General features: G+C 66.0%; 11 protein-coding genes. 4 read left to right on the top strand and 7 right to left on the bottom strand.

Translation table 11 applies throughout. The features are described from left to right. The first annotated feature begins 83 nt into the window (after positions 1–83). A complete protein-coding gene (locus tag WMC41_RS14730) occupies positions 84–785 on the top strand; it encodes a hypothetical protein (protein WP_432344278.1) in 702 nt (233 codons plus the stop codon). A gap of 100 nt (positions 786–885) precedes the next feature. Here WMC41_RS14730 and WMC41_RS14725 read toward each other — a convergent pair whose 3' ends face one another. Genes WMC41_RS14725 through WMC41_RS14715 form a run of 3 tightly spaced genes read right to left on the bottom strand, consistent with a single transcriptional unit; the run spans position 886 to position 4060 of the window. Further along, positions 886–1707, bottom strand: a complete 822-nt coding sequence (locus WMC41_RS14725) for a transglutaminase family protein (RefSeq protein ID WP_272806147.1) — start codon at positions 1705–1707, stop codon at positions 886–888. A 12-nt stretch (positions 1708–1719) separates the two neighbouring features. Next, positions 1720–2661, bottom strand: a complete 942-nt coding sequence (locus WMC41_RS14720; protein ID WP_432344274.1) for an alpha-E domain-containing protein — start codon at positions 2659–2661, stop codon at positions 1720–1722. Between the two features lie 4 nt (positions 2662–2665). Beyond that, positions 2666–4060, bottom strand: coding sequence for a circularly permuted type 2 ATP-grasp protein (locus WMC41_RS14715; protein WP_244767168.1), 1395 nt, complete (start codon positions 4058–4060; stop codon positions 2666–2668). Positions 4061–4405: 345 nt separating this feature from the next. Here WMC41_RS14715 and WMC41_RS14710 point away from each other — a divergent pair, with 345 nt between their 5' ends. Then, positions 4406–5290, top strand: a complete 885-nt coding sequence (locus WMC41_RS14710) for a DMT family transporter (RefSeq protein WP_432344271.1) — start codon at positions 4406–4408, stop codon at positions 5288–5290. A gap of 35 nt (positions 5291–5325) precedes the next feature. Here the strand turns inward: WMC41_RS14710 and WMC41_RS14705 are convergent, their stop codons facing one another. The 3 genes from WMC41_RS14705 to WMC41_RS14695 form a co-directional block, all read right to left on the bottom strand. After that, complete coding sequence (locus WMC41_RS14705) at positions 5326–6252, bottom strand: IS110 family transposase (RefSeq protein WP_432344269.1); 927 nt, start codon at positions 6250–6252, stop codon at positions 5326–5328. Between the two features lie 394 nt (positions 6253–6646). After that, positions 6647–8077, bottom strand: coding sequence for a DEAD/DEAH box helicase (locus WMC41_RS14700; protein WP_432344267.1), 1431 nt, complete (start codon positions 8075–8077; stop codon positions 6647–6649). A gap of 356 nt (positions 8078–8433) precedes the next feature. Further along, entirely contained in the window at positions 8434–9534 is a 1101-nt protein-coding gene (locus WMC41_RS14695) for a DNA alkylation repair protein (protein ID WP_432344265.1), read from the bottom strand. A 213-nt stretch (positions 9535–9747) separates the two neighbouring features. On the opposite strand from WMC41_RS14695, the gene WMC41_RS14690 reads away from it, so the two are divergent. Then, entirely contained in the window at positions 9748–10200 is a 453-nt protein-coding gene (locus WMC41_RS14690; protein WP_244767115.1) for a host attachment protein, read from the top strand. A gap of 18 nt (positions 10201–10218) precedes the next feature. Here the strand turns inward: WMC41_RS14690 and WMC41_RS14685 are convergent, their stop codons facing one another. Beyond that, a complete protein-coding gene (locus WMC41_RS14685; RefSeq protein WP_432344263.1) occupies positions 10219–11814 on the bottom strand; it encodes a trimethylamine methyltransferase family protein in 1596 nt (531 codons plus the stop codon). Positions 11815–12044: 230 nt separating this feature from the next. On the opposite strand from WMC41_RS14685, the gene WMC41_RS14680 reads away from it, so the two are divergent. Continuing rightward, positions 12045–15707, top strand: a complete 3663-nt coding sequence (locus tag WMC41_RS14680; RefSeq protein WP_432344261.1) for a PAS-domain containing protein — start codon at positions 12045–12047, stop codon at positions 15705–15707. Position 15708: the final 1 nt, after the last annotated feature.

The following is a 15708-nucleotide window of genomic DNA, read 5'->3' as shown; positions in this document are numbered from 1 at the left end:
CGCGCGGAACTGCCCGCGGTCGTTCGACCTTCGTTTCGCAAGGCCGGTCCACTCCCGGGCCGGTCACGGAAAGGGAGGTTCCCATGTCTGGAACGTCAAATCGCAAATCGCTTCTCCGCCTCTCGGCCGGTGTGCTGATCGCGGCGGTTCTTGCCCTGCCGGCGCAGGCGGCCGATCGCGGCAAGCGGGATGGCCTCGGGCTCGGCGTCGGTGTCAGCGTCGGCGGCATAAAGGCCGGTGCCGATGCCCGGGTCGGAGGCAGCAGGGGGCTCGTCGACGCGGATGTCCGGGCGCGGGCCGGCGGCCGGGACGGCCTCAAGGCCGATGCCAAGGCGAATGTCGGCGGCAGCCGGGGGCTTGCCGATGTAGATGTGAAAGCGGGCCTCGGCGGGCGGGACGGCGTGAACGCGCGTGCCAAAGCCAATGTCGGCGGCTCGGACAGCCTTGCCGATGCGGATATCCGGGCAACGGTCGGCGGGCGTGACGGTCTTGCGGCCGGGGTCGGTGCGACGGTGGGCGGGCGCGGCCTCGTCGATGCGGATGTCGATGTCAGCCTCGGCGACGACGACGCGTTCACCCGGCCGGATCGCCGCGACCCGCGCACGCCCGGCGACGACGACCGGTGGCGCACCGATCCGGATGACCGCACCGTCGTGCGCGAATTCTCGCGGCTTTCCGGCGGCGAGCGTATGCAGCTCATCAAGCGCTGCCGCGGCGTCACCAGCGATGGTTACGATGCGGCGCTGGTGAAACTCTGCCGCCTGCTCGAAACGGCAGCGCGTTAAAGCATCGGCACAGGCCCTTAAAGCGATTTCGATTTAAGGGCCTGTGAATCGATTCAGGGATTTACGGCGTGCTTTGCGCATCCTGATTCAAGTCCGGCGGTCAGCTCTGGCTCTGCGACTGGCTCTGTCCGGCGGGCGCCACCGTGATGGCGACGCTCATCGTTTCGGCCGAGTGCCCGAGCACCATGCCGGAAACGGGAGCGGCGTCCTTGTAGTCGAGGCCGGTCGACAGGCGCACATAGCGTGCATCCGGGCAGATCTTGTTGGCCGCGTCGAAGCCGACCCAGCCGAGCCCCTGCAGGTGCACCTCCGCCCAGGCATGGCTTGCCGTCTGCTCGGGCGTTTCCATCAGCAGGTAGCCCGAGACATAGCGGGCCGGCAGGCCGAGATGGCGCGCGGCGGAAAGGAAGACATGGGCGTGGTCCTGGCAGACGCCCTGCTTCTTTTCCAGGGCCTGCTCGGCCGTGGTGTCGGAGGCGGTTTCGCCCGGCTTGTAGGCGACGGTCTCGTGGATGGCAGCCATCAGCGCATGCATGTGCGCGAGCTCATTCTCGCCGCTGGCAGATTTGGCAAGGTCGCGGACCAGCTTGCCGGGCCTGGTCAGCGGCGTTTCGCGAAGATAGAGCCAGAGCGGCACGAAGCCTTGGTGCGGTCCGAAGACGCCGGCGCGGTCTTCCGTCTCCACCTCGCCTTCCGCGACGATGCGGATCGCCACCTGCTCGGCATTGGTGCTGACGAGATCGACATGATTGCCGAAGTGATCGGTATAGCCGGCCTCCAGCCGCGCGCCGTGCACGGTGGTCGCCCACGTGCGCACGATCTGGCCCGGCTGCGTCTTCGGCGTCAGGCGAAGCCGCTGCAGGGAATACTGCACCGGATCTTCATAGTGATATTCGGTCGTGTGGCTGATCTTCAGTCGCATCGCTCGCCAGCCCTATCGATAGAAGCGGTAGCCTTCGGAGATTTCCTCTCCGAGGCGGTTGTTGTGCACGATGAACTCCTCGATGAACTCATGGAGCCCCTGTTCCATGATGTCGTCGATGGTGCGGCTTCTCAGCAGCATCAGCGTGGCGGAGGCCGTTTCGTGCGCCGCGTGGTTGTCGCCGTAGAGCTTTGCAAGATAGCCGAGATTGCTGACGATCTTGTCGTAGCTGTAGGCGAGCGAGCGCGGCATGCGGTCGTTGAGGATCAGGAAGTCGGAAATGTTGGTCGAGGAATAGTCGCCGTCATAGACCCAGCTGTAGGAGCGGTGCGCGGAGACCGAGCGCAGGATCGATTCCCATTGCATGTTGTCGAGCGAGGAGCCGACCTTCGCGATCGCCGGCAGGAGCACGTAATACTTGACGTCGAGGATACGCGCGGTGTTGTCCGCCCGCTCGATGAAGGTGCCGATGCGCGAGAAGTTGTAGATGTCGTCGCGCAGCATGGTGCCGTGGAAGGCGCCGCGGATGAGGCCGGTGCGCCGCTTGATCGTGTCGATCACCTCGGGCATTTCCGCCGGGCGGATGCGCTTGGCGAGCATGTCCTTGAACTCGATCCAGCACTCGTTGGTGGCTTCCCAGGTCTCCCGGGTCAGCGCCGTGCGCACCATGCGGGCGTTGTTGCGCGCCGATTCGATGCAGGACATCACGCTCGACGGGTTCGAGCGGTCGCGCAGGAGGTAGTCGATCGCGTCGGTGCTCGTCAGCTTGCCGTGCACGGTGTCGAAGTCCTCGCGCACGCCGGCGCTTTGCAGCACGCCGTCCCAGTCCTCGTCGGAGGAGCCGGTGCGCGTTAGCGCCATGCGCAGGCCCGCATCGATGAGGCGGGCGATGTTCTCGCCCCGCTCGATATAGCGGAACATCCAGTAGAGGCCGTTTGCAGTTCGTCCCAGCATCGGCTCAGTCCTCCAGTACCCAGGTGTCCTTCGTGCCGCCGCCCTGGCTGGAGTTGACCACCAGCGAGCCTTCCTTCAGCGCCACGCGGGTGAGCCCGCCGGGAATGATCTGCACCTTGTCGGAAACGAGCACATAGGGCCGGAGATCGACGTGCCGGGGCGCGATGCCCTTGTTGACGAGGATCGGGACTGTGGAGAGCGACAGCGTCGGCTGGGCGATGTAGTTCGCCGGCCGGGCCTTCAGCTTTTCGGCGAAGGCCGCGCACTCCTTCTTGGAGGCGGTGGGGCCGACGAGCATGCCGTAGCCGCCCGAGCCATGCACCTCCTTCACCACCAGTTCGCTCAGGTGCTCGAGCACGTATTTCAGGCTGTCCTCTTCCGAGCAGCGCCAGGTCGGCACGTTTTCGAGCATCGCCTTGCGGCCCGTATAGAACTCGACGATCTCGGGCATGTAGGAATAGATCGCCTTGTCGTCGGAAATGCCGGTGCCGGGGGCGTTGGCGATGGTGATGTTGCCGGCCTTGTAGACATCCATGATGCCGGGAATGCCAAGGGCGGAATCCGGCCGGAAGGTGAGGGGATCGAGGAAATCGTCGTCGACGCGGCGGTAGAGCACGTCGATCGCCTCGTAGCCGCGGGTGGTGCGCATCTTCACCTTGCCGTCGACGACGCGCAGGTCCGAGCCCTCGACCAGCTCCACGCCCATCATGTCGGCGAGGAAGGCGTGTTCGTAATAGGCCGAGTTGAAGATGCCGGGGGTCAGCACCGCGACACGCGGCTTGCCCGAACAGCCGGGCGGGGCGAGCGAGGCGAGGCTCTGGCGCAGGAGCTTCGGATAGTCCTCGACCGGCCGCACCTTGTTGATGTGGAACAGCTCCGGGAACATCTGCATCATGGTTTCCCGGTTCTCCAGCATGTAGCTGACGCCGGACGGGGTGCGGGCATTGTCCTCAAGCACGTAGAACTGGTCTTCGCCGGTGCGCACGATATCGGTGCCGACGATGTGGGTATAGACGCCGCCCGGCGGCTTGAAGCCGATCATCTGCGGCAGGAAGGCTTCGTTGCGCTCGATCAGTTCGCGCGGCACGCGGCCGGCCTTGATGATCTCCTGCTTGTGGTAGATGTCGTCGAGGAAGGCGTTGAGGGCGATGACCCGCTGTTCGATGCCCTGGGCGAGCCTGCGCCATTCTCGGCCGGAAATGATGCGGGGGATGATGTCGAAGGGGATGAGTTTCTCGGAACTGTCCTCGTGTCCGTAGACCGCGAAGGTGATGCCGGTCTTTCGAAAGAGGTTCTCGGCGTCCCTTGATTTGGCGATCAGGCGAGCCCGATCCTGTCCTTCGTACCAGTCATGGTAGTTTTCGTATGGCTGCCGCGGACCTTGGTCCGCATTCATCATTTCATCAAATGCCAAAGGCGTGTTCCCCATTTCTCGCCATTTGAGTACAACATCCCGGGCAATGCAAGAACCATGCTCAATTAGCAGGAAAGAATTCTCACACCGCTTTGAAGGCGGCTAAACCGGCCGGCAAGACGGTTTTTCTGCAAGGGAAACATGCCGCTGCCCGCGCCGTGCCGAACCGCGGGACGCCGCCGGGGCCGGTTCTGCCGAAAACATGGGCAGATGCCGAAAAGCCGTTCCGCCCGATCTTTCGTTGAACCTAATCATCAAGGAAATTCCTTTGACCATCGCGGAGGCGGCGCCTATCGCTCGCGCACCGATTGTCCTTTCGCCGGAAGTCCCATGTCCCTCGATCGCCTGGCTCCGGCCATCTTCGTCCTGCTCTGGTCGACCGGCTGGGTCGTCGCGAAGTTCGGCGCCATCGTCTCCGAGCCGCTGACGTTTCTGAGCATCCGCTATGCCGCCGCCGCCATTCTGTTCGCCGGCCTGTGCCTTGCGTCCGGCGTCGCCTGGCCGCGCGACCGGCGCACGATCGCGCATGCCGTCGTCTCCGGCGCCTTCCTGCACGGCCTCTACCTCGGGGCGGTTTGGTGGGCGATCGGCGAGGGCGTGCCGGCGGCGCTCTCCTCCATCATCGCGGCGCTCCAGCCGCTGATGACGGCGCTGGCCGCGCCCTTCTTCATCGGCGAGCGGCTGAGCCCGACGCAGAAGGCCGGCCTCTGTCTCGGCTTCCTCGGCGTGCTGCTGGCGGTGCTGCCGAAATTCTTCGGCCAGGGGGCCGCGGCAATCCCGGCCTTCGCCATCGTCGTCAACATGCTCGGCATGGCCGCCGTCACCTACGGCACGATCTACCAGAAGCAGCATCTCCAGGCCGGCGACATCCGGGCCATCGCGACGCTGCAATATGTCGGGGCGCTCATCGTTACCGTGCCCTTCGCGCTCTGCCTGGAAAGCCTGCACGTCGAATTCGGCTTGGCTTTCGTGGCGCTGCTCGCCTGGTCGGTGCTCGGCATCTCCATGGGGGCGGTCCTGCTGCTGCTCTACCTTCTCCGCCGCGGGCAGGTCTCCCGCGCAGCCTCCCTCATCTACCTCGTGCCGCCGATCGCCGCCGTCCAGGCCGCCGCCGTCTTCGGCGAGGAATTGACGGTGCCGATGATCCTCGGCACGGCGATCGTCGTTGTCGGGGTCTATCTCACCAACCGCAAGGATGTCGCTCCGGCGGAATAAGGCGGCGGTCGGCGGGTGTCGCGTGGCAACTGTGTTCAAGCGAAGTTGGTTTTGTCGCGCTGCATTGCGTTGAGGATCGTGATGAGCTTTCGCGCGACGGCGATGATGCCGGCCTTTGCGGAACCTGTTCTGGCTGAGACGGCCTGATGGAAGGCGCGCAGGCGCGCTGAGGCCTTGATGGCGCCGAGGGCCGCCATGTAGAGGGCCTTTCGCACGCGTGGCCTGCCGCCCTTGATGCGGCGGCGGCCGGATCTCCTGCCGGAATCGTCATTGAAGGGAGCAAGGCCGGCAAGGCTTGCGGCTGTTTTGGGCGAAAGGCTGCCGAGTTCGGGCATATGGGCCAGCAGGGTCAAGGCTGTCACCTTGCCCACGCCGGGCGCGGAGGTAAGGCGGTGCGCCTGCTGAGCGAGATGTCCATTCTTCATCTGCTCGTCGATCGCAGCCTCAATCGAGGCGATCCTCTCGCCGAGGATGGCGATCATGGCCTCGATGTCGGCGCGGACGGCGGGATCGAAGGCATCGCAAAGATGCCGGCGCTCGGTTGCACGGGCATCGACGAGCTGATCCCGGCGGCGGGCAAGGGCCGCCAGCCGTTCGCGCACCGGGCAAGGCGGCGCCTCGGCCGTCAGGCCGAACATGGTTCCCATCTCGCAAAGCGAGCGGGCATCGATGCGGTCGGTCTTGGCCAGCCGTCCCCGCGCTTCGGCAAAGCGCCGGGCCGTCTTCGGGTTGACGCGGGCAAAGGCGATGCCGGCCTGCGAAAGACACAGGCGCAGCAGCCGGTCGCAATGACCTGTCGCCTCGAAGACGACCAGGTCGGTGGCCGGGTCGAGACCACGGGCAAAAGCGGACAGCGCGGTCTGCTCGTTGGGGATGCGGCAGAACCTGGCCGTTTTCGGATCGAAGATGTCGATCATGTCCTTGCCGATGTCGCAGCCGATGAAGGTATGGTGTATCGTCATGGCGCCTGCTCCTGTGTGCGGGGTCTGTGGCGACAGCCCCGTGCAACTGTTCAGGTTGATGGGCGAAGCGGGAAGGGGCCAAGCCATGCCGCGGCCTGCCGTCACAAACGGCGGCCTGGATCCTCTCGGCCTCCTTCCCGCAACCATCTTACATCAGACCAAACACACAGGATCCTCGGCTCGGAGGCCGAGGATGACGAAAGAAGGGAGGTTTGCAGGCTCAAGGCAACGAAGCCGCATGCCGCACGGTTTGACGGGCGGGCAGCCTCACCTCCCCTCCGTCATCCTCGGCCTGCGAGCCGAGGATCCACGCGACACCCGCGACGCCGATGGTTGGCCCAAACGAAAACGGCGGGCCGAAGCCCGCCGTTTGCTCATCTACTGCTCAACCTGCTTACGCCTGCTCGCGGCGCTGGCCTTCCGGCCGGCGCTGCTTGCCGTGGTGGTTCGGGCGGCCCTGGCCGTTGCCGCCGCCGTGGTTGCGGTTCTGGCGCTCGCCCTGCTTCTGCTGTGGGCGGCCGCCATGGGCGCGCTTGCCGGCAGCCGGGGCGCCGCCCTCGGAGGCGGCCTGCGTGCCATCGCCGAAGGGCTTGCGCTGCGGGCGCTGGGCAGCGCGGCCGTTGCCGGAACGCTGGCCGCCGCCATTGTTGCGGCCCTTGCGCGACTTGCCGCCGGGGCCGGCCGTCACGATGGCCGGGGCCTCGCCGCTGGCGACCGTGATTTTGATGCCCATCAGCTTCTCGATGTCGCGCAGGAGATGCGCTTCGTCCGGCGCGCAGAAGGCGATGGCGATGCCGTCGCGGCCGTTGCGCGCCGTGCGGCCGATGCGGTGGACATAGGCGTCCGGCACTTCCGGCAGGTCGTAGTTGTAGACGTGGGTGACGCCCGGGATGTCGATGCCGCGGGCGGCGACGTCGGTGGCGACCAGCACGCGGATCTCGCCGTCACGGAAGGCCTTGAGGGCGCGCTCGCGCTGGCCCTGGCTCTTGTTGCCGTGGATGGAGGCGGCCTTGAAGCCGATATGGTCGAGATGCTTCATCAGCTTTTCCGCACCATGCTTGGTGCGCGAGAAGACGAGCGACAGGCCATCCGGATTGGCGGTGAGCGTCTGCTTGAGGATTTGCGTCTTCTGGTCCTTGCCGGGCACGAAGTGCACGTACTGCTCCACCTTGTCGGCAGCCTTGCCGGGCGGGGTGACCTCGACCTTCTTCGGGTTGACGAGGTATTCGCCGGCAAGCTCGGCGATCAGCTTGGGCATGGTGGCCGAGAAGAGCAGCGTCTGGCGGTTCTTCGGCACGAGCTTGGAGATCTTGCGCAGGTCGTGGATGAAGCCGAGGTCGAGCATCTGGTCGGCCTCGTCGAGCACGAGGTAGCGGGCCTGCGTCAGCGTCACGGCCTTGCGGGCGACAAGGTCGAGCAGGCGGCCGGGGGTGGCGACGAGGATGTCGGTGCCGCGCGAGAGCATTTCCGACTGCTTGTTGATGGAGGCGCCGCCGACGACGGTGACGACGCGCAGCGGCGTCTTCTTCACGAAGTCGCGCAGGTTGTCGGCGATCTGGTTCACCAGTTCGCGGGTCGGGGCGAGGATGAGGGCGCGGATGTTGCGCGGGTCGGGGCGACGGGCCTCGGCGAGAAGCTTTTCGATCATCGGCAGGCCGAAGGCGGCCGTCTTGCCGGTGCCGGTCTGGGCAAGGCCGATCAGGTCGCTGCCTTCGAGGACGAGCGGGATGGCCTTTTCCTGGATCGGCGTTGCCTTTTCAAAGCCGAGGGCGGAGAGCGTGGCGACGATGGTCTTCGAGAGGCCGAGGTCGTGGAACGTGGTCAAGTCTGATACCTTTCGGGGCGCCAGGCGACTGTCCCGACCGCAGTTCCGGACGCAAGATCGCGTCACGCTTTTGCTCGAACTGCATCAGGCCGGAACCGCACCATGCGCTTCCGGTTTCGTCTGGCGTCAAGAACCCCGCGTGAATTGGGAACTTGTGGGTTGGTTGGCAGTCGTCTGCGCAGTCATCCGCAAATGGGAGGCGGATCGTTCTCTTGCGCTTGTCCTTCTTCGTATCCCGTTGCGGGGAAATCTCAGGCTCGCTCACGCGGCGGCCGAAGGGCGACGCTGCGGCTCATGTCGTTGTTTTGTGGTGAAAAGTCAAGCCTTAGTTTTCGCAGATGCGAAAAGAGTTGCCCCTACGCCATGTGCAGGTCGAAGTCGGCCGCGGCGCAAACCGTGCCGTTGATCAGGATCTCGATGCGGTGTTTTCCGGGATAGTAGCGCCGCGTGGTGATCGCCCGGATCGCATGATCCTTCCCGATCGTCTGGCTGGCGCCGGCCGGCAGGTCGAGCTGCTTCCACTTGAAGACCTTGGGCGCCAGCGTGCCGTTCGCCTTCACATGGTGGATCGCATAGTCGATCATCAGCCGCTGTGGCGCCGCATCCGCGTTCGTCACCACGATGGAAAAGCCGAGCTTGTCGCCGAAGACGATAGCGGGGGCAGCAAGGGTGAGGGCCGCGCCGATGCCCCTGGCCGCCGCAAAGCCGAAATTGGCGAGCGCCTTCGCATCACCCTTCTTCAGGAGCGTGCGCGAGGCATGGCGCAGCAACTGCCGGCGCTCGGCGGAGGCGCCCTCGATGTGCCGCTCGACGAAATCGACGACGAGGGCCGGATGGTCCTTGGCGATGTCGTTGAGGCTGTTGGCGACGGAGCGGCGCACATAGTCTTCCGGATCGTCGAGGAGGGAGACAAGGATGGGCAGGACCGGTGCCGGGTCCCTGACCAGCGCCGGCAGGCGCATCGCCCAGGGCAGGCGCGGGCGGGTGCCTTCGCTGGTAAGCCGGCGGACGTGATGATCGGGATCGGCCGTCCAGCCCGAGATTTCCGCAAGCGCCCGGTCCTGCTCGGCGTGGATGAAGCGGCGGATGCCGAACTCCGCCGTGAAATGCGGCGTCAATGCCTTGAGCAGGGCGAGCGACAGGTCGAAATGCTGCAGGCCCTGTTGCGCGACGAACTGGTTGACCGGCAGCAGGGCCCAGCCGGAAAGCCCCGGGCCCTCCTCCTGCGGCAGTGCCCTTCGAAGGATCTTCGCAGCGGCCGCATAGTCAGCGGGCAGCGTCTGTACCAGCGCGTCCTTGATCCGTTCGGCGCGCTGCATCAGCTCCAGCGCCGCCATGCCGTCCGTGGCAAGCCGCGTGAAGCGGTCCGCGTCGAAATCCGGCGCGGCGCGGGAGACGTGCTCCGCCATCTCCTTCACCAGTCCGGGATGCAGCAGGTTCTTCAGCGGTTCGGCCACGGGGTTCTCCTGTCCTTTGCCGTACCCTAGCGAACCATGGCGGCGCGGGGATAGGGGACGGACACCGCTTTCCAACAGGTTCGTTATCGATGCCACCCGGAACATGCGCCCGGCCGTTGCGTTGGATCAACGCGCATCCTGCCACAATCCTGTTGGATGTTGCGCAGGGCGGATTCGTCTGCCTGTCCATGAACCTCGCTACGGGAGTGAAACATGACCGCTACGACTTGGATTCTCGCCGCTGACGGCAACCAGGCCCGCCTGCTCAAAGGGGTGAACCTGTTGAAGGATGGCCAGCAGAGCCCGGAGCAGGAGGTCTTTCGCTGGGAGCCGAAGAAGGCGCAGGACATCATGGCCGACAAGCCCGGCCGCAGCCATTCCTCGGTCGGTCCCGGCCGTTCCGCCATGGAATATTCGAGCGATCCGGTGCGGGAGGAACAGTTGAAGTTCACAGCGGAAGTTGCCGGCCGCATCGACGACTACGCCGCCGAAGGCGCCTTCGACCGGCTCGTGGTCTGCGCCGCGCCGCAGACGCTCGGCGACCTGCGCAACAAGCTCTCAGACAAGTCGCGCACGCTGACCATGGCCGAGATCGACAAGAACTTTTCCAACCTGCCGACGGAGAAGCTGATTTCCTCCGTCCGCTCCATCATGTTCGATGCCTGAGGTCGTAGGAAAAAAGCCTCAGAAATCCGTGGGAACGCCGCCCTCTTCCTTGCGCTTTGCGACGAACGCTTCCAGTTCGTCCTCGATCGCCGGGTCGAGCGGCGGCTTCTCGTAGGCGTTGAGCTTTTCCTTGAAGACCCGGTTGGCATGATCGTAGGTGGTCGGCCGGCCGGCTTCCGTCCATGTCTCGAAATTGCGCCAGTCCGACAGGATCGGGGCGTAGAACGCCGTCTCGTAGCGGGCGAGCGTGTGCGGCGTGCCGAAGAAGTGGCCGCCCGGGCCGACGTCCCGCACGGCCTCAACGCCCAGCGCGTCCGGGCTGACATCGAGCGGCGCCAGATATTCGGCCACCATCTGCAGCATGTCCACGTCGAGGATGAACTTCTCGAAGGAGGCCGTCAGGCCGCCCTCGCTCCAGCCGGCCGAATGCATGATGAAGTTGCCGCCGCCCTGCGTCAGCGCCCAGAGGGAAAAGGCGGATTCATAGGCGGCCTGTGCATCCAGCGTGTTGGAGGCATTGGTGTTCGAGGTGCGATAGGGGATGTTGTACTTGCGGGCGAGCTGGCCACCGGCGATCACCGCCTTCATGTATTCCGGCGTGCCGAAGGCGGGCGCGCCCGTCTTCATGTCGACATTGGAGGTGAAGCCGCCATACATGACCGGCGCGCCGCGCCGTACCATCTGCGTGAAGGCGATGCCGGCCAGCGCCTCGGCATTCTGCTGCACGACGGCGCCCGCGATCGTCACCGGCGCCATGGCGCCGGCCAGCGTGAAGGGCGTCACCACCACGACCTGGCCCCGCGACGACATCTCGATGATGCCCTGCAGCATCGGGCCGTCGAGCCGTAGCGGCGAGGAGGTGTTGATGATGGTGAAGAGCGAGGGCTCGCGCTCCATCTGCTCCATCGAGATGCCGCGGCCGATGCGGGCGATCTCGATGCCGTCGAGATTGCGCTGCCTGCCGAGCGAATAGACGTGGAACACCTTGTCGGTCAGCGTCACCAGGTCCGACAGGCAGTCGAGATGGCGGACGGAGGCGTGGATGTCGACCGGCTCGACCGGATAGCCGCCCGTCGTGTGGATGACGTCGTAGGACTGGGCGAGCTTGACCAGCTTGCGGAAATCCTCCTGGTTGCCGGCGCGCCGGCCACCGTCGCGGTCGGCGACGAAGGGGGCGGAGGCAACCTGCGCGAAGACGAGGTTGTTGCCGCCGATCTCGACATTGCGCAGGGGATTGCGCGCATGCATCGTGAAGGCGGGCGGGACGGAGGCCATCATGTCCAGGATGAGCCCGCGGTCGAAGCGCACGCGGTCCGTGCCGGGCGTCACCTCGGCGCCGGCCGCCTTCATGCGCTCGCGCGCCTCCGGCAGGATGATGTCCATGCCGATCTCTTCGAGGATGGTGAGCGATGCCTGGTGCACGGCCTCCAGCGCATCCTCGGAAAGCACCGTGGAGGAAGCCGTCGTGTTAACGAGATTGAGGTATCTGGAGGTGGCCGTCGGCCGGCGGATGCGCTCTGCGCTGCGCCCGCCGCTGCGGCGCCGGCGCTCGACGGGCGTCTCGGACGCCTCCGGTTGTTCGAGGTGACTTTCGAGTTTGATCACGTCGCCCATGTGCAGCGCAGCCCCGGTCTGGTTTGCCTCGCGCCTTTGTCGCATGTCCTGCAACGGCATGCCCCGCCATTTGCGACAGCCAAATGCCCTGGTGGATAAGCGGTTTCGGGATGCGCCTTCCTGGATGCGTCACTTCCGGCAACGAAAGGTTAACCATCCGTTCAAGGATTAGTGGTACCCCCCGAGGGGTATGAATCTCTCCCTCCGTCCTGCTTCGGGGAGCGCGTGGCGTGGCTGAAACTCAAGACGAATTGCTGGTGGCGGCCTGTGCGCGCGTTCGCGAACACCCGTATCCGGCATATGTCAAAAGCAGCGAGTTGCGCTATCTGGCGGTGAACGAGGCCTATGCGCGCCTCTTCGGCCACGGTCCCGCGGAGATGATCGGCCTTAGCAGCGACGAAAGCGGCGAGGCGCCGGGCCATGGCGACCGCGACGATCCGGAACGCCGCTGCCTGATCTTCGGAAACCCCGAGCGGGCCCGTTATCTGCACCCCTTCGGCGGCGGCAGCTTCGATATCGCCATGAAGCGCGAGCGAATCTCCCCGACCCTCTCGGTGCTCGTCGGCCTTTTCACGCCCTCGGCCGAGGGGACGGCCGCCACGATCTGTGCCGCCGCCAATCTGAATGGCGTTGCGGCGCGGCTGGCGGACGCCGCGGCCGGGGAGCGCGGCGATACCGCGTCTGGCGAGCCTGTGGAAGATGCGCTCGATGCGCTTGGGGCGGGGGTCGCCGTCTTCGAGGCCGACAACCGGTTGCGATACGCCAATCGCAGCATGCGGGAGTTCTACCGGCTGCTCGTCGGCACGCTTGCGGACGGCCCCGTCAGCCTCGCCGCGCTCACGCGTGCGCTGCACGATATCGAAGTGGGACACACGTCCGAGGACGAGCGCGAGCACTGGGTCGCCGCGCGGCTTGCCTGCTATGACCTGCCGCTGCACGAATGCGTCGTCCGTCTTGCCGGCGGCTGGGTCCGCCTCGTCACGCAGCGCCGGCCGGATGGCACCTTCGTTGCGTTGCGCCTCGACGTGACGGCGCTGAAGGAGAGCGAAGGGCGGCTGAAGCAGCATTCGCAGGAGATCAGCCTCTATCGGGCGCTGCTCGACGAGCTGCCGGTCGCAAGCTTCATGCGCGACGAGAACCAGCGCATGATCTTCGCCAACCGCGCCTATGTCGCGCTGACGGGCCGGCAGCCGGAAGAACTGCTCGGCCTCACCACGCTCGACATGTTTCCGGGGCAGGGCGAGAAGTTCCACGCGCAGAACCAGCTCGTGCTCGATACCGGCGAACTGCTTGAAGCCGAGATCGATCATGTCCGGCCGGACGGCTCGGTGCTGCCGACGATCTCGCGGCTCTGCCGCGTCACGACGCTGGACGAAAAACGCTATCTCATCGGCTCGATCACCGACACCACGGTGCTGAAGAAGCGCGAAGGCCAGCTGATCGAGGCCCAACGCGAGGCGGAGGGCGCCAAGGCGGACCTCGAAAGCATCGTCGAATCGCTGCCTGTCGGCATCGTCGTCGTCGATGTGGCCGGCAATATCGAACTGGTGAACGGCGCCTTCGAGGAGCTGTGGGACGGCGCGCTGCCGCCGATGAAAGGCCGCCCGCTGGGCGACCTCCTGCGCTTCCAGCAGGCGCAGGGCGGCGCCTACGGGGAAGAGGGGACGCTTGCCGAGGCCTACGAGGCGTGCATTTCCGGTATCCGGGCCGGCGAGACGCCAGCGCGCGAGGTCGCCTATGCCAGCGGCCGGACGGTGATCGAGGCCGGCTGTGCGATCTCCGGCGGCCGCTGCCTCCTGACCTATATCGACATCACCGAGCGGCGCGAGCGCGAGCGCGAGGTGCTGGAGACCCGCAGCGCCCTCGAGGAGGTCGGCAGCCTCGTCAAGGACGCGGTCTCCTCGATGAGCCAGGGCCTCCTCATCATCGAGGACGGCGTGGTGGTGCTCTCCAACGAGGCGCTGTCCGCGATGATCGCCATGCCGCGCGAACTGCTGCAGCCGGGCGCGCTCGTCAAGGACGTTCTGCAAAGCTGCATCGACCGCGACATCGCCGGCTTCCTCGGCGAGGAGCCCGTCGATGCCAGCCGGTTCGGGGAAATCCTCTTCACCGGCAAGCCGGCGTCGCTGACGGTCTTCAGCGGCTACCAGCGCTGGCTGCGTCTCGACGTGACCCCGACGAGCCGCGGCCGCGACGTCATCGTCTTTTCCGATATCACGGACCTCAAGAGCCGCGAGGACGAGCTGCGCCGCCTCGTTACCCGCGCCGAGACGGCCGACAAGGCGAAGTCGGAATTCCTCGCCAATATGAGCCATGAAATCCGCACGCCGATGAACGGCGTGCTCGGCATGGCGGAGCTGCTCGCCAAATCGAACCTCGATACGCGGCAGAAGACCTTCATCGACATCATGGTGAAGTCCGGCAATGCGCTGCTCACCATCATCAACGACATCCTCGACTTCTCGAAGATCGATGCCGGCCAGATGACGCTGCGTGCCACCGCTTTCAATCCGGTGGAGGCGATCGAGGACGTTGCGACGCTGCTGTCGGCTAAGGCGGCGGAGAAGGACATCGAGCTCGTCGTGCGCGGCGCTGCCAACATGCCGGCCGTGGTGATGGGCGACGCGGGCCGTTTCCGCCAGATCGTCACCAATCTCGTCGGCAACGCCGTCAAGTTCACCGACCGCGGGCATGTCCTCATCGATCTTTCCGCGCAGACGGGCGGGGATGGCGGCGTGGAGATCATCATCCGCGTCGAGGATACGGGGGCGGGCATTCCGGCCGAGAAGATGGAATCGATCTTCGAGAAGTTCTCGCAGGTCGACGCTTCCTCGACCCGCCGCCACGAGGGAACCGGCCTCGGCCTCGCCATCACCGACGGGCTGACGCGCCTGTTCGGCGGCACGCTCACGGCGACCAGCGAGGTCGGCAGCGGTTCGGCCTTCACCGTGCGCCTGCCGATGGCGCTCGCCGTCGCCGCCCTGCCGGCCCGTATCGTGCCGGCCAGGGCGCCGGGCGCGCGCATCCTCGTCGTCGACGGGCACGACCTCTCCCGCAAGGCCGCGCACGACATGCTGCTCGACTGGGGTTTCGACGCGACCGCCGTCGGCTCCGAGACGGAGGCGCTTGCCGTGCTCGCCGCGGCAGGCGACATGGGCGTCTCGGTGGATGCCGTCCTGCTCGACTACCACCCGGAGCGTGCCTTCGATTTCGTGCGGGCGCTGCGGGAAGGGCCTCGAACCGCCGGTATCGCCGTGATCATGCTCACATCCATGACCCTGCCGGCCGATGACAGGCTGCTCGCCTCGCCGGATATCCAGGCCCATCTCATGAAGCCCGTGCGGGCCGACCTGCTGCGCGAGACGGTGTCCGAGGTGCTGCGGGCGATGCGCGGAACGAAGGCTCCGGCGCAAGGCGCGGGCGAGGGCAAGGTCCTGCCGCTGCGCCCGCATGCGGCCACCTCCGGGGTCGCGGCCGCCGAAGGCGAAATCCTCGATGTCCTCGTGGCCGAGGACAACGAGGTCAACCAGATCCTCTTCACCCAGATGCTGATGGCCTCCGGCCTGCGCTTCCGGCTGGTGGAAAACGGGCAGGAGGCGGTGGAGGTTTTCCGCGCGTCCCGCCCCGGCATGATCCTGATGGACATCTCCATGCCGGTGATGGACGGCCTGCAGGCGAGCCGTGCGATCCGCGCGATCGAAAGCGGCTCCGGCCGCCGGGTGCCGATCGTCGCCGTCACCGCCCATGTGCTCGATGGCGATCGCGAGGACTGCCTGGCTGCGGGCATGGACGATTACCTGACGAAGCCGATCAGCATCGAGAAGCTCGAAGAAAAGCTCGACCGCTGGCTGAAGCGCAGCGGCAGGGACGCCGTGACCGGCACGCTGTCGTGAG

Origin of the sequence: Shinella yambaruensis (assembly GCF_050859155.1) — a bacterium.
Classification (GTDB): domain Bacteria; phylum Pseudomonadota; class Alphaproteobacteria; order Rhizobiales; family Rhizobiaceae; genus Shinella; species Shinella yambaruensis.
The sequence above is the reverse complement of the archived record's forward strand: the minus strand, read 5'-3'. Positions and strand labels throughout refer to the sequence as shown.